General features: G+C 34.3%; 24 protein-coding genes and 1 riboswitch. Of the genes, 15 read left to right on the forward strand and 9 right to left on the reverse strand.

Annotated features, from left to right (window positions below; all coding sequences use genetic code 11):
• Positions 1-399 carry a hypothetical protein gene (locus ACUN28_RS12545; protein ID WP_080117910.1) on the reverse strand — a complete coding sequence of 133 codons (399 nt, stop codon included), beginning with the start codon at positions 397-399 and terminating at the stop codon, positions 1-3.
• A gap of 272 nt (positions 400-671) precedes the next feature.
• Between ACUN28_RS12545 and ACUN28_RS12550 the strand changes: the two genes are divergently transcribed.
• Positions 672-1586, forward strand: coding sequence for a tetratricopeptide repeat protein (locus ACUN28_RS12550; RefSeq protein WP_016087013.1), 915 nt, complete (start codon positions 672-674; stop codon positions 1584-1586).
• Positions 1587-1642: 56 nt separating this feature from the next.
• Here the strand turns inward: ACUN28_RS12550 and ACUN28_RS12555 are convergent, their stop codons facing one another.
• A complete protein-coding gene (locus tag ACUN28_RS12555) occupies positions 1643-2824 on the reverse strand; it encodes an MDR family MFS transporter (RefSeq protein WP_016087014.1) in 1182 nt (393 codons plus the stop codon).
• Between the two features lie 112 nt (positions 2825-2936).
• Between ACUN28_RS12555 and ACUN28_RS12560 the strand changes: the two genes are divergently transcribed.
• The 3 genes from ACUN28_RS12560 (at position 2937) to ACUN28_RS12570 (ending at position 4922) form a co-directional block, all read left to right on the forward strand.
• Positions 2937-3479 (forward strand): CGNR zinc finger domain-containing protein, encoded by a 543-nt coding sequence (locus ACUN28_RS12560; protein ID WP_016087015.1) that lies wholly within the window; start codon positions 2937-2939, stop codon positions 3477-3479.
• A 41-nt stretch (positions 3480-3520) separates the two neighbouring features.
• Positions 3521-4276, forward strand: a complete 756-nt coding sequence (locus tag ACUN28_RS12565) for a class I SAM-dependent methyltransferase (protein WP_016087016.1) — start codon at positions 3521-3523, stop codon at positions 4274-4276.
• A 115-nt stretch (positions 4277-4391) separates the two neighbouring features.
• Positions 4392-4922, forward strand: a complete 531-nt coding sequence (locus ACUN28_RS12570; protein WP_048894620.1) for a DUF3841 domain-containing protein — start codon at positions 4392-4394, stop codon at positions 4920-4922.
• 45 nt (positions 4923-4967) lie between these two features.
• Here ACUN28_RS12570 and ACUN28_RS12575 read toward each other — a convergent pair whose 3' ends face one another.
• The 3 genes from ACUN28_RS12575 to ACUN28_RS12585 all read right to left on the reverse strand — a co-directional run bounded on the left by ACUN28_RS12575 (position 4968) and on the right by ACUN28_RS12585 (position 6064).
• Positions 4968-5132 carry an IS3 family transposase gene (locus ACUN28_RS12575; protein WP_116329305.1) on the reverse strand — a complete coding sequence of 55 codons (165 nt, stop codon included), beginning with the start codon at positions 5130-5132 and terminating at the stop codon, positions 4968-4970.
• A 48-nt stretch (positions 5133-5180) separates the two neighbouring features.
• Positions 5181-5324: a hypothetical protein gene (locus ACUN28_RS12580; protein ID WP_000945246.1), complete on the reverse strand. Its 144-nt coding sequence runs from the start codon at positions 5322-5324 to the stop codon at positions 5181-5183.
• Positions 5325-5421: 97 nt separating this feature from the next.
• Positions 5422-5564: riboswitch (cyclic di-AMP (ydaO/yuaA leader) on the reverse strand.
• A 38-nt stretch (positions 5565-5602) separates the two neighbouring features.
• On the reverse strand, positions 5603-6064 hold the full coding sequence (locus tag ACUN28_RS12585; protein ID WP_016087018.1) for a GNAT family N-acetyltransferase: 462 nt from the start codon (positions 6062-6064) through the stop codon (positions 5603-5605).
• Between the two features lie 136 nt (positions 6065-6200).
• Between ACUN28_RS12585 and ACUN28_RS12590 the strand changes: the two genes are divergently transcribed.
• The 6 genes from ACUN28_RS12590 (at position 6201) to ACUN28_RS12615 (ending at position 10473) form a co-directional block, all read left to right on the forward strand.
• Entirely contained in the window at positions 6201-6449 is a 249-nt protein-coding gene (locus ACUN28_RS12590; RefSeq protein ID WP_016087019.1) for a GlsB/YeaQ/YmgE family stress response membrane protein, read from the forward strand.
• Between the two features lie 63 nt (positions 6450-6512).
• Entirely contained in the window at positions 6513-7634 is a 1122-nt protein-coding gene (locus ACUN28_RS12595; RefSeq protein ID WP_016087020.1) for an AI-2E family transporter, read from the forward strand.
• A 353-nt stretch (positions 7635-7987) separates the two neighbouring features.
• Positions 7988-8551 carry a maltose O-acetyltransferase gene (locus tag ACUN28_RS12600; RefSeq protein ID WP_000845606.1) on the forward strand — a complete coding sequence of 188 codons (564 nt, stop codon included), beginning with the start codon at positions 7988-7990 and terminating at the stop codon, positions 8549-8551.
• A gap of 74 nt (positions 8552-8625) precedes the next feature.
• Entirely contained in the window at positions 8626-8868 is a 243-nt protein-coding gene (locus ACUN28_RS12605; RefSeq protein ID WP_223261030.1) for a hypothetical protein, read from the forward strand.
• Between the two features lie 122 nt (positions 8869-8990).
• Positions 8991-10031, forward strand: coding sequence for an ROK family transcriptional regulator (locus ACUN28_RS12610; RefSeq protein WP_016087022.1), 1041 nt, complete (start codon positions 8991-8993; stop codon positions 10029-10031).
• 61 nt (positions 10032-10092) lie between these two features.
• Positions 10093-10473: a VOC family protein gene (locus tag ACUN28_RS12615; protein ID WP_033659732.1), complete on the forward strand. Its 381-nt coding sequence runs from the start codon at positions 10093-10095 to the stop codon at positions 10471-10473.
• Between the two features lie 98 nt (positions 10474-10571).
• Here the strand turns inward: ACUN28_RS12615 and ACUN28_RS12620 are convergent, their stop codons facing one another.
• Together ACUN28_RS12620 and ACUN28_RS12625 are read right to left on the reverse strand one after the other, a co-directional pair.
• Positions 10572-11033 (reverse strand): NUDIX hydrolase, encoded by a 462-nt coding sequence (locus tag ACUN28_RS12620; RefSeq protein WP_016087024.1) that lies wholly within the window; start codon positions 11031-11033, stop codon positions 10572-10574.
• Positions 11034-11050: 17 nt separating this feature from the next.
• On the reverse strand, positions 11051-11890 hold the full coding sequence (locus tag ACUN28_RS12625; RefSeq protein ID WP_016087025.1) for a DUF2785 domain-containing protein: 840 nt from the start codon (positions 11888-11890) through the stop codon (positions 11051-11053).
• 123 nt (positions 11891-12013) lie between these two features.
• Here ACUN28_RS12625 and ACUN28_RS12630 point away from each other — a divergent pair, with 123 nt between their 5' ends.
• Positions 12014-12736, forward strand: a complete 723-nt coding sequence (locus ACUN28_RS12630) for a GNAT family N-acetyltransferase (RefSeq protein ID WP_016087026.1) — start codon at positions 12014-12016, stop codon at positions 12734-12736.
• A gap of 51 nt (positions 12737-12787) precedes the next feature.
• Positions 12788-13627 carry a hypothetical protein gene (locus ACUN28_RS12635; RefSeq protein WP_016087027.1) on the forward strand — a complete coding sequence of 280 codons (840 nt, stop codon included), beginning with the start codon at positions 12788-12790 and terminating at the stop codon, positions 13625-13627.
• A 101-nt stretch (positions 13628-13728) separates the two neighbouring features.
• Here ACUN28_RS12635 and ACUN28_RS12640 read toward each other — a convergent pair whose 3' ends face one another.
• Positions 13729-15198 (reverse strand): RNA-guided endonuclease InsQ/TnpB family protein, encoded by a 1470-nt coding sequence (locus ACUN28_RS12640; RefSeq protein ID WP_016087028.1) that lies wholly within the window; start codon positions 15196-15198, stop codon positions 13729-13731.
• A 181-nt stretch (positions 15199-15379) separates the two neighbouring features.
• Between ACUN28_RS12640 and ACUN28_RS12645 the strand changes: the two genes are divergently transcribed.
• Entirely contained in the window at positions 15380-16402 is a 1023-nt protein-coding gene (locus tag ACUN28_RS12645; protein WP_016087029.1) for a tyrosine-protein phosphatase, read from the forward strand.
• A gap of 38 nt (positions 16403-16440) precedes the next feature.
• On the opposite strand, the gene ACUN28_RS12650 is transcribed toward ACUN28_RS12645, so the two are convergent.
• Entirely contained in the window at positions 16441-16866 is a 426-nt protein-coding gene (locus ACUN28_RS12650) for a DUF1648 domain-containing protein (protein ID WP_016136784.1), read from the reverse strand.
• 339 nt (positions 16867-17205) lie between these two features.
• On the opposite strand from ACUN28_RS12650, the gene ACUN28_RS12655 reads away from it, so the two are divergent.
• Entirely contained in the window at positions 17206-17916 is a 711-nt protein-coding gene (locus tag ACUN28_RS12655) for a YjjG family noncanonical pyrimidine nucleotidase (protein ID WP_016087031.1), read from the forward strand.
• Positions 17917-18067: 151 nt separating this feature from the next.
• Positions 18068-19030, forward strand: coding sequence for a tubby C-terminal domain-like protein (locus tag ACUN28_RS12660; protein WP_016087032.1), 963 nt, complete (start codon positions 18068-18070; stop codon positions 19028-19030).
• Positions 19031-19226: the final 196 nt, after the last annotated feature.

Genomic DNA, 19226 nt, shown 5'->3' on the forward strand with positions numbered 1-19226 from the left:
TTAATTTTTTTTAACTGTATATCTAACTTGTTTAAAGGTTACCATGTCTCCATCTTGAGTATCATCTTTCGTTTGCAAAAGTTGGACTTTTGGTTTGTAATCTGTCCTATGAGCGTGCTCGATATCTTTAATGTTAACTTTGTAGGATTCACCATTCTTTATTTTTTGTGCCAATACTTTTTTATTGGCAACATAAATAAAAGTTACTTTATTTTCATCAATACCTTCAGTCTTAATTTCTAATTCATTATCTTTTGTTGTAATCGTTGGTGTTAATAATTCCATACTGCCTTTCCCGGTTTCTAAAGAATTTTCTGCTATAGTTGAACATCCGGATAATGTGATTCCGGTGAATAGAAGAAAAGCTAATTTCTTTTTCATAACATCCCTCGATTTCAAGTGATTTTTGGCATTGCTAGACTGCTAGTGAGGTACGCAAATGTTTAGTTAGCACTCCATTTAATTGTACCATAATATGTAAATTGAAACAGGCTGTATATCAAATCTAAGGGAAATTAAGAAATTTATTTATTGTTGTACATTCGTGTGTTTTAGCTTCTATTTCAATCGAAATGTAGACAAGAGAAAGAAATTTTTGTAGAAATTACAATTTTTACATTTTACAATAATGATAGGGAATAGAGGAATTCATTCACTTCGGAGGTAGTTACTTGAACATTAACGAGAAGGCAATTGAACTGTTTGAACAAAATGAATATGAGGAAGCAATGGAACTGTTTCAACAAGCAGTACATGAATCTAGAGACGTACAATCGCTCAATAATCTTGCTTGGATGTACTTTTACGAGGAAGAAAATGACGATAAAGCTCTGGAATTAATAAAAGAAGTTGTTAAGTTGAATCCTTCCTCATACTTCCCTTATAACATTTTAGGGGACATTTACATAAAACAAGAAAAGTGGACAGAAGCGAAAGAAGTATTACAAAAGTCTATTTCGATTCAACCATCCGATGAAGCATATCACAATGTAGCTGTAGCGCATTATAACCTTGGAGAGCTGGAAGAAGCTTCGAAATTTTTCTTGCGAGTTGCAGGGGATTCGGACTATATCATGTATTGCTATGTAAAATGTTTAATTGATTTAGAGCGAACGACAGAAGCGAAAGAGAAGTTAGATGCTTTTAACAGGAAATCTGATGATTTTTTAGGAGAAGTTAATATAGCAGATTTATATGTTGAGTTGAATTGCTATAACGAAGCAATTGAATGGTTCGAAAAGGGATACAAAGAAGTTTGGAAAAGTCCTAACTGGATTAGTAGGTTTGTGTATGCTCTATATAAAGCTAATAATTTCTCCCGTATAAATGAAGTTATACGGGAATCTATCGAAGCGAAGACAGCAGAAATAGAAGATGTCCAGAATGAAGAAGTAGAAGAAAACTGGACGGAAAACGATAAGAAAGAGTTAATTGAGGAATATACAGAAGAGAATAATTGTTATAAAAAAATGATAGAACGTATCAAATCTGGATATGTTCCAGAGTTAGAATTTGAAACGGATTATATAGGGGCTTGCTATTTATTTGGTTGTAAAAGACATAATCATCTTGAATATGAAGAATAAAAAAATTCGACTGTCACATATGACGGTCGAATCTTTTTCATTATAGGTCGCTTGTATTACATAGGTATATATCCATCCTCTTTAGAGTCTCCTTTTTTAATATTTAAAATATGTAGTGAAATAAAACCAATAAGCCCTATTCCGCCAAAAATAAGCCATGGTGTATACATTCCGTTTAAGTTGGATGTAAAAGATGTACCGGTATAATTGCCGATGATAAAACCAAATGCGAGTGATAGTTGATAAAATCCGAAGTAAGTAGCTGTATATGATTCATTACTGTAATTTGAAATAGCGATATCAGCGTTAGGTAATACGAGTGTTTCACCGATTGTAAATAAAATTACACAAATAAATAGCCAATATGGGTGTTGAAATAAAGGAATGAGTAAAAAGGAAATACTCATTAATAAAACACCATATTTAATAATCGAAAGTGTGTTGTATTTGTGAAAAAGTTTTCGGAATAATACCATAAATATGACGCCTGTTATTGCATTTATCGTAATAACTAATGTAGCGAGTTGGTTGCTATTACTAATGTTTTTCATATGAAGTGGAAGTGCGACAGTAAGCTGAGTAAACATAATATAGAAGGAAATCATGATAAATGAAAACAGAAGGAAAGACTTGTTTTGTAAGATGGCCTGTATTCCTAATGTAATAGACGTGTTTTCAGTAGTGACTTGGAAGTGATTTTTAAGTAAGTAAAAGATAAAAGCGAATAACAGCATAAGAGATCCTGTTAGAGAGAAAGCATAGATTGGATCGAGTAAAAGTAAGAACCCTCCTGCAATTGGTCCGATTATTGCACCGCAATTAAAACTAAGGTTTAAATGTGTAAATAAATTTTTTCTCATATGAGCTGGTTGTGAGCCGAATATGGCACGAGCAGCAGGTTCGTAAAATGCAGTTCCGAAGCCAATAAGTGCAGAAGAAATAGAAATTGTATAGAAATCAGAACATATTCCTAAAGCGATAAATCCGATTCCTCTTAAAAATAATCCGGCTATCATCATAATGATATAGCCGATTTTGTCAGCAATTAATCCTGAAAATAATGGGATAACTCTTGATGTGATTGTCATAACCGTCAACACTGTTCCTACTTGAACAGCTGAAAAATGGAGAAAGGTTAATAGATAAATAGCTAAAAATGCGTATACTGCAAAATATCCAAAAGACATAAAAAATGAAGAAATAAGCATGAAACGTATCGGTATTGAGAAACTTTTCATAAAACTCCTCCTAATATTGTAACCAGTAAAATATTTTGATGGTTAACTGTTTTATATTATAATTATACATAAAGTCAGAAAAAAGTAAATTTTAAGAAGAAGGTGAATGGAATTGAATCAGAACGCATCAAATGAACTAGAATATATTCGGGAATTTTTAAATACATGGAAAGTACCAAACGATACGAGAGAGCCAATTGATTTGCTGCAAACAGAAGAAGATATAAAGCTCTTTATGAAAGAATATTTTCATGAAGAGCTCCCTTTTCATACGATAGAGGAATTAAAAGGTTTTCGAGAAGATATTCGGGTGGCAATTGAAGGCGAAGGATCGTTGCAAAAATGGTTAGAGAAATACCCATTTCATGTACAGGTAAAGGAAGATATGAAAGGTATTACATATAGGCCTGTGCACGAAGAGAATGTATATACAAAAGTTTTAAGCATTGTGTTAATGTCAATTCAAGAAAATTTGTGGGGAAGGTTAAAAGCATGTCCAGATTGTCGGTGGGTATTTTATGATCATTCGCGAAATGGAAGCAAAAGATGGTGTGGTATGTATGCTGGAGAAGAAGGAGGAAGAGCGTGCGGAACGATTGCGAAAGTGAAAAATTACCGGGCGAAGAGAAAAGGGAGATCGGGTTATGATGTGTAATTAATATTAGGGGAAGAAAATAGGATGGGGGAATGAAGGATATGAAAAGTACACAGATGTTAGCTTTAAATAAAAAGTGTTGGGATACAGTTGCACCATATTTCTTTCAAGTGGATTGTTTACCGAAATATGGTCCGTATACAGCGTCTGAAGATGAGATTCATTTGTTCGATTCAATCAGAAATAAAAAGGTTCTTGATATTGGGTGTGGAAGTGGGCATTCGTTACAATATATGGCAGAGCACGGGGCAGAGGAAGTATGGGGTCTTGATCTTTCAAGTGAACAAATTAAAACAGCGAATGAAACGTTAAAGTGTTGGAATCCAAAGTTAGTATGCGGAGCGATGGAAGAAGAAGGAGATATTCCGAAAGAATATTTTGATATTGTATATTCCATTTATGCATTAGGTTGGACTTCGAACTTAAGAAAAACGTTGGAACTAATTTATTCATATGTAAAGCCAGGAGGAAGTTTTATTTTTAGCTGGGAGCATCCCGTATATTCAAACTTAATGTATGGAACAGAGGAGATTGCTTTAAGCTCGTCTTATCATGAGGAAACTCCTATTACGTTTGAAACATTTAAAGGGGAAAATGTACAAGCAACGTTATATAAAAGAAAAATGAGTACATACATAAATGAGTTAAATAGAGTTGGTTTTACAATTGAGAGGATTGAAGAGCCTGAACCAGCTAGCTCATTTGCTGAAGAATTAGCGGAACCTTCTACGAAATATTATTCTTTATATAAAGCTAGAATGGTGCCAACTACTTTTATTATTAAGGCGAGAAAGTAATATACTATAAAAGGGGCCCATTGTAAAATCTATATAGTCAACCCGTCTTGTTTGATGGGTTGTTTTTTTGTGTGTATTATAATAAGAGCTTAATAGTTAGATGGGAAGTGTTTGTTTGATAGTACACACAGTTAAACCTCTTCATATATATAGAAAAATGCGAGAAGACGGTTTTTATAGCGGTAATGAAAAATATGTTTGGCCAGAATTTAAATCTTCGTATGCTTGGATGATGGAGCAAATGAAAGAAAGGCTTCCTAATTATGATGGTTCAACTTATCCTGTATGGCTTTGGCATAAAAGACCAGATCAGAACCGACCAGGGATGCTACCTAAAGGTCAAAAAGGTGTTATCATTACATTAGACATACCAGATGAGGATATTCTTTGGTCATGTTTTGACTCTTGGCATTGTGTTTTAAACAAGTGGCTATTAACTCAGACAGAAGAAGAATATAATCAATTAGAAGAAGACGGATTTTCTGAAGAAGAAATGATATCTTCATGGTCCAATATTTTTGATTTTAATTGGTTAAAAAGCTCAGAAGAAGATTGGCTGGGATTTGACCTAGATTGGGTTCAGGGTGTAACACCACGTATCGAAATGAAAAACGTAATTAAAGTAAATCGGTTTATTGCTAAGTAGAGGGGAGAGTTAACACTGCAGTGACTCCTATCAAGTAAACCATAATTAAAAAACATAACGAAGCAATCTGAGTTCTAAATTTATATATGGACTCAGGTTATTTAATTTTTTCTTTTGAAATCTTGTATGATTATAAGAATGTATATATTTGCTTATAGCAAGTTTAAATGTAGTAAGAATTTTATAAGAAACATCAAAAACACAAGGAATGTCTTTTTAGACACACCTTGTGTTTTTGATGTTAAATGAACCATTTCTTTATCTTTTCGGTTGAAAAATATGCTGAAAGAAGTATTTGTGATGTAAGTTATCTACAACTTTATTTGCTTGATATGTGCGGTGTTGTTCGAGTCGAAGTCTTTGCTCCATCATTTTTATAGCGTGATCAGATAAACGTAACATTTTACATTTCTCCTTTTCTATAAATATAGGTGACTATTTGGTATCGATCCCACATTTATAATTAAGGAGGCAAAATGTGTAACATAGGCAAAAAGCACCTTCCTCTCCCATTACGCTTACGAGGTTAGCTGTCGGACTCGGGAAGTGAGAGTTTCCCTACTTAAAAAAGATTCGCCCCAAGTAGCAAAGCTACAAAAATGGTTCCCCCGCTCCAAATTTCGGACTCAGCAAAAGGTTTTATAAAGTAAAAGATAACATAAATAAATTGATGAGTCAAACTATTTGTTGTTTTCTGATTTTTTAAGTGAGGTTAAAACCACTCCATCGGGTAATATGATATCCTTTACTTCAATAAAGCCATGTTTTTTATATAAAGACAGAGCAGGTGTATTTTCTTTCCCTGTTTGTACAATATATGTTTTGGAAGGGGAGAACATGTCAAATACATAAAGTAGTAGTTTTGTAGCAATTCCTTTATGAAAATGATCAGGGGATACGACTAAACGATGAATATCAACTTCCTCTTCATCCATTTTAAAAGAAATAAACCCAGCAAGTGTATCTTCATAAAAATAGCCGTAGAAAATTTCATCACATGATTGAATATCGGCTACAGTATCATAAAGGCGAGGGATAGCTGTACTATTTATATATTTTGCCTCGATTTCATAAGCGGGTATTTGAATATTTAAAATAGAAGTAGCCGTGTTGTGAGAAATTGTTATTAATTTTTGAATCATAGGGTAAAACCTCCTTGTAGACTTTATTTTCATAGATTTGACAACATTTTTCTTTATTGGATATAATAATTATAATAGTTACATAATAATTTAGTATCAAAAAGAAATACACCATAATAGAAATGGAGGACTAAAAATGGGATGGATTATCACATTAATAGTTGGTGCTATTATAGGTGCAATTGCTAGTTCTATAACAGGTAAAAATTTCCCAGGTGGTATGTTCGGCAATATTATCGCAGGTTTATTAGGTGCTTCGTTAGGCAGTAGATTATTTGGATCTTTTGGGCCATCTTTTGGTGGGATTCATGTTGTGCCAGCATTATTAGGAGCAATCGTTTTAATTCTTATTGTATCATTTGTAGTGAAAGCTGCAAAGAAATAGATATATAGATTATGATGAAAAGCCCTGACTAAGGGCTTTTCATCATTCGAAGAGGTGGTTTCGTTGGAAAAAATAAATATAAGAAAAAGAGATAAGCTGAAAAGGTTTTTTAGAGAACACAATTATTTAGCGGTGTTACTTGGGTTTGCACTATTGTTCATTAATATTTTATTACTAACAAAAATATCATTTGTTTTTACACCGTTTATCGTCTTTTTAAAAACAATTTTCTTCCCAGTATTATTAGCGGGCGTGCTATTTTATATATTGCATCCATTCGTTTCGCTTTTAGAAAAGAAAGGTGTTTCAAGAATCGTATCAATAGCTTCTATATATATAATAGTACTAGGATTATTTGTATTTTTAGTTGTAACAGTAATCCCAATTATTAAAGATCAAATCGATGCGTTGATAGATAACTTACCGTATTTCGGTCATGAAATTGAACGAGCAGCACGTAGATTTGGGGAAAGTAATTTACTAAGCAAAATTCAGGAGAATTTAAATATTGATGTAGCGAGTATGGTAAAAGACTACACAGTTGATTTTACGAAGTCGTTATCATCAGTAACAGGAAATGTAACTGGATTTTTAAGTACTGTTACAGAGGTCGTTTTAACGTTTGTAATGGTTCCGTTTATATTGTTCTATCTTTTAAAAGATGGTGAGCAATTACCGAATCACTTCTTAAAGTTTATTTCAGAACAAAGACACCCAGCAGCGATGAGAATACTAGATGATATGCATTATGCGATTAGCTCGTATATTAGAGGTCAAATTATCGTTAGCTTGTTTATCGGTATTATGCTATTAATCGGTTACCTTATTATTGGTATTAAATATGCAGTATTACTCGCTATTTTAGCGATGATTGTAAATATCGTTCCATACGTAGGACCAATCATTGCAATTACACCAGCATTAATTATCGCGTTTATTGACTCGCCAGGGATGGTTTTAAAGGTAATTATTGTTATGATGGTTGTGCAATTAGCAGAAGGTAAATTTATTTCTCCGCAGGTCATGGGGAAAAAGCTAGATATTCACCCAATTACTATCATTTTTATTATTTTAACTGCCGGAAATTTATTTGGAATTATGGGGATTATTTTAGCGATCCCAGGATATGCGATATTAAAAGTGTTGGTTACGCACGGTTATCGATTTGTTAAGTTGAATACGTGAAAAAAAGAGCTAAAACAGTATTATCTGTTTTAGCTCTTTTTTATTAACAATTGATTTGCATATTGGTGTGCTCATTAATAAATGTATAGTATAGCCCCTAAAGGAGAGAATTTGAGTCTCAACGGTTTTAATGAAAAACAAAGTATAGTGCGTGATATTAGTTAAATGCCACCAAGTAATATCATTAGGTGAAGTAAGGAGTTCGCATTTCTTTTTCAAACTTATTAGTTGCATATATGAAAAAGTATGCTAATATAGGGTTACTTATTAAACGCGTTTAATAAGTATAATTAAAACCACTTATTAAAGTCGTTTAATAAGTGGACCCCATATAATAAAAAGGAGATGATTGTATGAAAACGGAGAAGGAAAAGATGTTGGCAGGAGAAATGTATATTGCGGATGATGAAGAATTAGTGGCTGATAGGGTGGAGGCAAAACGTTTAACACGCCTTTATAACGAGGCGATGGAGACAGGAGATGAACAACGTTTTACGTTATTAAATCAGCTTTTAGGTTCTTCAGCTGATGGGAAAACCCACATTAACCCTGATTTTCGTTGTGATTACGGCTACAATATCCATGTTGGAAAGAGCTTTTTCGCAAATTTTAATTGTGTTATTTTAGACGTTTGTGAAGTTCGAATCGGTGATAATTGTATGTTTGCACCTGGTGTCCATATTTATACGGCCACTCATCCTTTACATCCGGTGGAACGGAATTCTGGTAAAGAATATGGAAAGCCTGTAAAGATTGGTAACAATGTTTGGGTTGGCGGGGGAGCTATAATTAACCCTGGTATTTCAATTGGAGACAACGCTGTAATTGCTTCAGGGGCAGTTGTGACAAAAGATGTACCTAATAATGTAGTTGTTGGTGGTAACCCAGCCAAAGTTATTAAAACGATAGACTTATAGAAATCGTTTTTTACGGGTACATGAATAAACAGGTGTCTTATCGTATAGACAATGTGGAAGGCGTTAAAGATAGTATGAACAATCGTATAAAGACATTACTTGCCTCTCGAAACGCTCTATTCCTCTTATTTACTTTGCCAAGTGTTGGGTTTGCTGCAGTTTCTATCATCGATTATATAGCGTTTTTAGTCGGTCCACCATTTTTAGGCATACTTGGAGAAGCGTTCGGAATAGGTAATGCCTTGCTAGCTGTTTTATTATTTGTTATCTTGTCTGGAATTGTATCGTCTGTTACGAGAGAGAATACATCGAGTTAAATACGGAGTGCCGCTAGTAGAAATATATCATCTCTATTGCTTTAGAAAATGATGTATGATATATTGTCAACGCAACTTATTAAAAGTGTTTAATAAGTATGTTGATTAAGGTGGTGAGCGATTTGAGTGAACAATTTGTTACTCAAAAATCGATTAAAGAGACGATTCTTCGCGGCATTCGTACAGCTCTTCTAGAGCGAGGTAGTGCAACGAAAGTTGAACTTAGTAATACATTAGAAATTAGTTTTCCAACGATAAGTAAATTTATAGAAAATATGAAACAAGACGGTGAAGTCACTTTAGTCGGTCTAGATGATTCAAGTGGTGGAAGAAGAGCGAAACGATATGCTTATAATCCGGAATATATGTTAGGTTTAGCGATATTTTTAGAAAAAAATGAGACAAACTATACAATTTTTAACTGTTTAGGGGAAGTAAAAGAGCAAGGAAGTACTTCAAGTGTATTAGTTGACACTGGCGTGAATCTATTATCTAAACATATTGAAAGTCTTATAGCTACATTCCCGAAAATAAGCTCTATATCAATTGGTGTGCCCGGTTCGGTTGATAATGGCCGAATTTTTTATATACCTGGTTATGAAAAGTTCCAAAATTTTAATTTGAAAAGTCATTTGGAGGATCTGTTTTCTATACCTGTAGTAATAGAAAACGATATGAATGCCGCAGTGCTCGGTTATTATAAAGGAACTGGAAATAACGACAATTCCTCTCTTGTATATTTATATTCAGGTCAAAATGGCCCAGGTGCGGGGATTATGGTAAATGGAGATGTCGTACGCGGAAGTACATTTTTCTCAGGAGAGATATCTTTCGTCCCGCAGTACGATAATAAAAATTTCTTGCAAGCTTTGAGAAGTGAAGACGAAGTTAAAAATTCCAATAATCCAGAGAAATATAATATAGATGCTATTACCCGTTTAATAGCTACATGTATCGCTATTATTAACCCTCATGGATTCATCTTCTGTGATGATGAAGTGAACCAATTTGTAATAGATCAAATTGTAAAAAGTTGTCCGCAGTACATTCCGGCGGAACATATTCCGAAAATAACAGTGAGTAATTGGAAAGAAGATTATTTGTATGGGTTAAAAAGCCTTGGACTGGATCTTATGATTACGAAAACAAATAAAGAAAATTAAATGTGCTGGCAATGAAGCATCCAATTGTCAGTTGAATAACATAAAAGAAAAGATGGCGATTATGAAAATTGAACATGTAGCAATTTGGGTGAATGATTTAGAAGGAATGCGTGATTTCTATAAACAGTACTTTAATGGTGAAGAAAATAGCTTATATCACAATCAGAAAAAGCAGTTTGAATCTTATTTCATAACTTTTGAAGGTGGTGCGCGTCTAGAACTTATGAGACAGGTAGGGATAGACGAGAAAGTACAAACGCAAACAATAGGATATGCGCATATTGCTTTTTCTGTAGGTAGTAAAGAAAAAGTGAACGAATTAACTAATACATTAAGAGAAGCGGGATACCCTGTGTTAAACGGCCCGCGTACTACAGGGGATGGTTACTATGAAAGTGTAGTAAGTGATCCTGAAGGAAATCAGATTGAGATAACGATCTAACGTTTTATTTACGGCAAACGATAAAAACCTCATTTCGCGTTATCATGACGAGAAATGAGGTCTTTATATTGCTATATAAAATGAAAGGAAGAGCCATTCTATTTCACGTATAAATTGGATTGCTGAAACTCCTGAATAATTCTTTCAATAACAGGAGGAAGGTTACTAGGTAACTCATCAAGTGGAAAGAAGCGTAGTTCTTTCGATTCCGTATGATCGCATACAAGCTCACCGTGGAATTCGCGGCAAATATAAACAACGAGTACACCGTGTACTTGATCGCCGTTTGGATAGATTTGAAAGTAATCTGGTCCAGAGTATGTACGGAATAGTTCTGGATTTTTAATAATAAGTCCAGTTTCTTCATATACTTCTCGCTTTAAAGCGTCTTCTAATGTTTCGTTATATTCTAATGCGCCGCCAATAATGCCCCAGCGGTTAAAGTCTGTGCGGAGCTGCAGTAATACTTCACCTTTTTCATTTACTATAATGGCGTGCGAACCTATTAAAATAAGTGGATGATTTCCTACTAAATTTCTCATGTCTTCAATATAACCCATGTTTTGACTCCTTGTTTTTAATAGTAATTAGGAAGTTCTTTTAACATTCTTTCTGTTTTACGTGCTGTAAAGGCTAAGTTATGATCATCTTTCGTTCTGAAAAATAAAGTGCGTAAAAAGGTTTTAATGTTGGCACATAAAATACAATACTCATTAAGTGAAAGGCGTTTTCTAATTTGGGGAAGCCTTTTTATTTTTTTATGAATAATAGAAATTAACTCGTCTTGCGGAAAGTCATGATACAGCATTGCTAGTAATGGCGTAACAATTCGTTCATCTTCGTTATTATGAAAAAGGTCAGATGGAATGAAGATTTTATTTAATAAGCAATGAATTAATTCTTCATACCATTCAAAGGTCGTATAAGAATTGTGAACAATTTCAGTAAAGGCATCAGATACGTGGGCAAGGCAATGAGCCCATCCTTTATTTTCGATATAGCCTCGAAAATCTGTTTCTAAGTTTGTGTATGTAATGAGTTTGTTTTTTATTTCTTCGATATCCTCCTCTGTAAAAAAGTAGTGCGAATTAGCGAATTGGAGTATTAACGCAAGTAGCGAAACAGTGTAAGAACGTGTGAAAACCCCATCTGTATGTGGGGAGTAAATGTCACAATATAAATACTCATCACGTAAACAAGTATGTAAAAGCAATTTCAATTGATCATCCATAAGGAATTCATGATGAATAAAATGAGCAAAACATTTATAGATAAGTTGGTAACGAACGTAACTATCAGTCGTTCCGATAAACTGAAGCATATTGAGCGTTAACTCATCTATATCTATATGTTGCAGTTGCGTATAGTCATTTTGTTGTATAAGCTCTAACTGTTGTTGCAGCGCTGTAATATCCAATGGAGAACCTCCTCCGCACTTTAAAGATGCGATCTTTTCTAGTATTCTATATATTCAAGGACAATCCTGCTCATGCAAGGAGAACAAGTAGAAATTCGATTATGACATAGATGAGGGAAGAATATGACGACTATAGAACAGTTTGAAAAAAACTTTAAAATAAGAAGAAATGCTTCTTCTATCATGATAAAAGAAAATAATGCAGAGCCTTTTACAGAAGCGCAATTAGAAGAAATAATGCAATATTGCGTTACTGAGGCTGAAAAAGAGGGAATAGAAAACTTACAATTTGAGATCTCTTCAAAAAGTCCAAATTATGATGTGTATAAGAAATGTTTCGAAACGCATTCATTTGAATATGTTACTGAAAACAGGATTGTATGTAAGGATATATATGAAGTAGAAGATGTAGAAAGTGAAATTGATTTTAAGCTGATTGAAGAAGTAGGAGAAGATACTTTTTATTCTCTTTGGAGTGAAATGACGGAAGAACAAGTCACTTACGATCAATTTGTAAATATGATGCTACAAGAAATCGGGGAGCAGTGGAAAGAACATTGTTTAACCGCGAGTATTAATGAAGAGCCGATCGGAATTGTAATCCCGCATATTGAGAGAGGTACGTTAGAAGAAGGAAAACTCATGTATTTCGCAGTCGCTCCAAATATGCGAAATAAAGGGTATGAAGCAGCATTCTTTACAGGGGCAATGTTTGTCTTAAAGGAAATAGGTGCCTCTTATTATATCGGTGAGGCAAATGTACAAAATGAGTGGATGAAGGATGTTTTTGAAAAGAACGGATGTCAGCTGCTAAGTTGTACTGAGCGGTATGTGAGGAAGTTTTAGAAGGATGAATGATGTATACTCTCGAACTCATATAGCGGGAGGGGACTATATATGTTAAAACAATCCATGCATTCATTCGTTTTACTGTATCCACATGTATTGTTAGAAGGTTGGAAAGTTGAAAAGGTTTCAGAACGTTATGAAGGTGAAAAGTGGGAAACTTTTTGGTTTCAAGTTGTTACTCCAACTGGAATGTTTCGGGTAAAAGAGTTTTTTCTCGATATAATGGAGCCAGTATTTCCAGATACCTGTATTTCTCAAGCAAAAGGGGATTGTTTTCAATATAAAAAGCTTGTGTATTGGAAAGGTGTAAATTATAAAGGAAAAGAAAGTTACGTCACATCTACATGGAAAACACAAGTTGAAATTTCTGTTGATCATGGATATGTAAACCAAGGCGAAATGGAAAGGTTTCTATTCGGATTACAACCGGTACATACAGAGTTTGCGAAAACGATATTACATACACCATTTCACTTATTAAGCTTTCAAGCGAAGAGAGGTGAAATGGGCGAGATAGGAAGATGTCGTGAGTGGAATGATCCAGATAACATACGCTATGTAAAGTTATCAATTCATAAAAAGCTAAGTTGGAAACTTGAATCGGTCGGTTTTGGAAATGATGAAACGCAGTATGTATACTGGGACGAAGATAATAAACTATATGCACTTTGGGTTTGTGGACATAAAAACAAAGCGTATTATCCTGTTTCTTCATGGATAATGAACTATGGCCCAAAACAAATTATAAACGGGTTAGAGTTTTATTCGCACCCTGATCGCGGAACAGTTGTATATGAAAATCTCGGTAATGAACAAATCGCATACGTATTTCGAGGGAATCCATGTGTAAATTTTGAACAAGTAAAAGAACTTTTTGCCTGTTTGTAAGATAAAAAGAAAAATGAGAACGACAAAGTAGATATTCCTATAATACAATGAACACTCCCCCACTTAGCGAAGCTTGAAGTGGGGGTTTCTAACGTTTCGACCTAACGGACGATTAACGTCAGGGGAGTTAACACATTAGCGAGCTGTTTCACGCCTAACCCCTCTATCCCATTTGTCCATGCATTTGGGATTACTTTTCGTAAAATGTTAGCCGCAGCATTTACATCTGCATTAATTAAAGTTTTATTTGCTGAACGATATATGCCGCGCTTTATTCGTTTTCCTGAAAAAGTTGTATTTTGGTCATTTTCTCCATACGTTGGAATGAAGTCGTTATCCAGAAAACTTGCTTTCGATGTATATGATTCTTCAGTTACAACAACTTGAATGCCTACAGCATTTGCTTTGTATGTAATCATTTGAATCAATAAACTATGTGGGATATGACAAAACGATTGGTTATTTCTTTTTCCCATATTCGTTTCTTGTTTCCAATTTTTGTTTTGACCAATAACGATTTTACAAACTTCTTCTTCTTGAGCTAGTTTTACGATATGGTGACTAACTTTATGGAAGACGTCTTTTATTTTCAAATAACGTTTTTGATGAAGTTTTTCTATCCTTTTAGAAGTAAAAGGTCTTTCATTAGTTTGTTTTCCATTTCTAAGAACGCTTGTAAAATGACTCTTCATTTTGTTGTAATATTGATTTATGCTTTTGACATGTTTGCCCTTAACAAGGACAGGTTTCATACCTGTGTTTGTTACGATGGTTGCAAGGTTATCAATACCTAAATCAATACTCATATAACGTGCATTCTCTTCAATCATTTGTTGTTCAGAAGGAACATCAATTACCAATTCCACTACATATTCATTGTATTTTGGAATCACACGAACTTGTTTCAGTTTACCTTCAGTGAAACCTAGTTTCCCAATATTTAATTGCAATTTCGTCTTTGGAAACTTTAAAAATCTACTGTTTTTAATGATGCAATCTTGGTTTGTATACAGAATCTCTTTTTCAGAAGAACGAATATACTTTGGAATCCTAGGCATTCCAGCATATTTGTTTGGATTCTTTTTATAGTCTTTTAAACTAGCAAAAAAAGATTTCCAATTTTGGAACACACCTTTCATGATTGACTGGCTACATTGCGTAGGCAAAGCTCGATAATCATTTTGAATCATAGCCTTAAATAGTGCATCTAGAAAGTTGTAATCTACATAAGGTTTTTCAAAATTAGGTTCTGAAAACAAATTACATGTAATCTCTTTCTGTTCTTCTTTAGGTTTTAATTTCTCTTTTTCCAATTTCTTCTGATAGGCAAGAAGTTGTGTGTCATTCATCTTACCAATATTTTTATGAATATTAGCCAGAACTTCTTTTTGCAAAGGCTGCAACTCTTTTTCTTGTGTTAATCCAGTGTACACCTGGCGTATATAAAAGTTTGTGGTGTTGTACATGTTCTTAGCGTTATGACAATATTCTTGAAAATAAGAATACATACGATGCCCTTTTTTAATCCAGATTTGAAGAGTTTTATAGTTTGATGGATTTTCTTTTGCCATTTTATTCACCTCCTTGTTAAGGATATTATAGCAAAAAAAGAACGTATGTTTCTGTTTTTCTTGAAAATAAAATATTTCTTTCGATTCACCTCACCACCTTCACTTACGTTTAGAGGTGGGAGTCCTCTCGAAAGATATGATAGAATAAGATTTGACTATAAGAGAAAGCGTTGGTGAAAGAATGGAGCAGCAAAGACATTGGTTACAAGCAACTGTAGAAAGAAATGAAGATAATACGTTACAAATAAAGTGGGAAAATAATATAGAGGAAGTTCGCATTTACTGGAGTACTTCGCCAGATCATATTGAAGAAAATGGAGAATTACTTGCAACGGTAAATGGAGAATCATCATATTCAATTGAAAACCCGAGCGACAATGAGCGTCCATATTTTAGAATAGTAGGAAGTAATGGACAAGCAGTGACAGTAGCTGAGCGTAGATTGCCATTACAAGGCGCGTTTAATTTCCGTGATATGGGCGGATATGAAACGCTTGAAGGCCGTAAAGTAAAATGGGGCAAGTTGTACCGTTCTGAAGAATTAGCAGGACTAACAGAGTGGGATATTGCGTATTTACAAAAGTCTGGTTTAAAGTTAATTTGCGATTACCGTACAGACTTTGAAGTGAAGCATAAGCCAAACCCTGAGATTACAGGCGCTCGTCAAGTGTGCTTACCCGTTATGCAGGACTTGGCGAAAGATTTAAATATAAATGAATTTTTCCAAGTTGGTGACCTTTCTATGTTAGGAAAACCAGGTGAGTATCTTGTGAAAATGAATCAAGATTTCGTAAGTGGTAATGAAGCATTCGTGAGCTTCTTAAAACTAGCGCAAAATCCGGAAAACTTACCGTTAGTAAACCATTGTACAGCTGGAAAAGACCGTACTGGATTTGGATCAGCATTATTATTACTTTTACTAGGTGTACCAGAAAAAACAGTAATGGAAGACTACTTACTAAGTAACGGTTTCCGTGAAAAGTTAAATGAAAAAATGATGGCCTTTTTAGGTGCAAAATTACAAAACGATGAAAGTAGAGCAATATTAGGTGCAATGTTTGAAGCGCGCGCTGAATATTTACAAGCTGCGATTGATGAAGTGAAAAAGCAATACGGTTCAGTTGAAGCGTATGCTGAAAAGGCACTCGGCTTTACGAAAGAGTCGTTAGAGGAAATGAAAGAGTTATTTCTAGAAGAGAAATAAGAAGAAGGGAGGCTAATTGGATTAGCCTCCTGTTTCTATTATGAAATTTTTCGTTGCTTTATTATTCCTATCACAATTGGAATAGCTGTCCCAATTAATAATATCGGTAAAAATAATTTTCCAAAACCGCCGCTCCAATCTAGAGCTATTGAAATTGTTTCAAATTGGATGAAAGCAAAAATAAGTAAACAGACATTTTTTAATTGATTAAGCATTTTTCTGCTATTTAAATAAAACTGTTTAGCATTCGATTCATTAAATCTTTTTGGATAGTTATGAACTTCTGGAAACTTTTCTAAAGTCTGCATGAGAAGGAGTATGAATGCCCCTATTCCTGGTAGAAGTAAAAGTTCCCACTTTGATCCCCAACGATCTACAGTCCCATATGCGTTATAATGTGCGGGTACTTCCTCAGGTAATCTTCCCCAAATGATAATCAAAAAAATGATTGATCCAAAGAACAATGAATATCCAATAATATCTCCAACCCATTCACTTTTTGTTTTCGGAATTTTTATTTTAGGTCTTTCCCATGAATTTACTATATTTTTCCGCCCCCTTCTATGGTAACTATAGTAATATATTTCCTGTGTTCCCTTTTAAAAAATTGGATTCATTATCCAAATTATCTCAAATTAATAGTGTTTTCACAATTAGTTATTATTGAATAACATGACTCATGTACCTTAAACAACTTTAAGATCTCTGTACAGCTACTATTCGTAAAGGGAAAAAGTTCGACTTAAGAGATAATTAATGAGAAAATACAAGTTGTAAATAACGTACTAGTTGAGGAGAGCATGATGAAATATAAAGTTATATTATTCGACGTAGATGATACATTATTAGATTTTCCTGAAACGGAAAGAAACGCATTACATAACGCGTTTGTACAGTTTGGTATGCCTACAGGGTATGATGATTATCTTGCAAGTTATAAAAAGATTAGTAATGGACTATGGAGAGATTTAGAAAATAAAATGATTACGCTAAGTGAATTAGCGGTAGATCGATTTAGACAATTATTTGCACTTCATAATATAGAAGTAGATGCGCAGCAATTTAGTGACGTATATCTTGAAAACTTAGGGAAAGAAGTACACCTTATAGAAGGTGCAGTGCAATTATGTGAGAATCTACAAGATTGCAAGCTAGGTATCATTACGAATGGATATACAAAGGTGCAACAATCTAGAATCGGAAATTCACCTTTAAGTAACTTCTTTGATCATATTATTATTTCAGAAGAGGTTGGTCATCAAAAACCAGCGGGAGAGATTTTTGATTATGCATTTGAAAAATTGGAGATTACGGATAAATCAAGTGTACTAATGGTTGGAGATTCGCTTACTTCTGATATGAAAGGCGGAGAAGACTACGGCATTGATATGTGTTGGTATAATCCGAGTTTGAAAGAAAATACGACAGATGTTAAGCCGACTTATGAAGTGGAGAACCTGCTACAAATTTTAGAAATTGTGGAAGTGGCGAAAGAAAAGGTAGCTTCATTTTAATTATGTTGATATTTTTCGATAAGTCGATATATCAACATAATCGTCGATATAATTTAAGTTACGATAGATATATTGGAAAAATCGTTGATATAATTTGAGTTGCGTTCAATTTATAGGTACGATCGGTGTAATAACTAGAGGTGAGTAAAGAATGTTAACGTTTTTATTTGAGTTAGACAAGAGTATTCCGCAGAAGGATGAGCCACGGTATGCTGCTTATGCAAATGGCTTTATTGAAGGGGATGTAACAATTCGTGCGAGTGACAGGGTACTTTTTCAGAAGTCGTGCATGAAGGTTGCAGAGCTGGGTATTTATTTAGGACAGTGGATGGAACAAGTTCAACACGGGCAGAACGAACAGTTGAATTATGAAACACCTGACCGTGATGAGATAATTCTTGGTTTCTCCTATGAAGAGGACGATCAGTGGAGAATTTCTTCCAGTTGGCAACAATTTGAACTGCAGGAATGTATCTCTACTGCAACATTAGTGGAGAGTGTTCAACTTTATTTATATGAGCTAAATAAGGAACTGCGCGCGATACAATATCCTGTGACGTTTGATCAGTACTTAAGAGGAGAGCGAATGATGCAGCTTTCTTACAAACGACCGTGTGATAGTAAAGCGGATACGACGTCGATAGAGGTTTATAATGAAAGCGAAGGAGTAGGCGCAGTACGGGGCTATTATAAAAATACGTTGATGAAAGTGCTGGACTATATTCCGAAAGTCGGTAGTAATATCATTTATGAAATAAAGGATAGTAAGGATAATATTCGTGTCATTGCAAAGGATGTAAGTAGGCAGCGCCAAAGAAAGATTTTAGTAACGTACATCGATAATAATAATGCAGAGCATGAAATACTTGTATGTGACGGAAAGTTATTAGATGCAAATTTCTTATTTACCTTTACGTATAAGAGAGAAGAATATGTTGTTCACAAAACTTCACTCGGGCTCGGAAAATTATTACGAAAAGGCTATGTAATCGCAGATTGGAATATTCGTCTTGAGGGAGATATGTATTACATCGAGATGAATGTATACGATGAGGATTATATAGAGGATCAATACGTACTATTAGGCGTATTTCATGCTGTTTTGTATGGGTGATAGTTGTATAAATGAATAATACCGGTATTCTTTGTGAAAAGAATGCCGGTATTTTTTATCCCACTTTAATGGGCAGTAAGACCCCCACCTCAAAATGCAGCGAAAGCAAAGAAGTTAGGTGAGGGATCAACTGCCCATAAAAGTCCGATTGGTTCAACTAATAATCAGTGGGGGGGAAGAAAACCCCCACTGATTA

The organism is Bacillus sp. WC2507 (assembly GCF_052656125.1).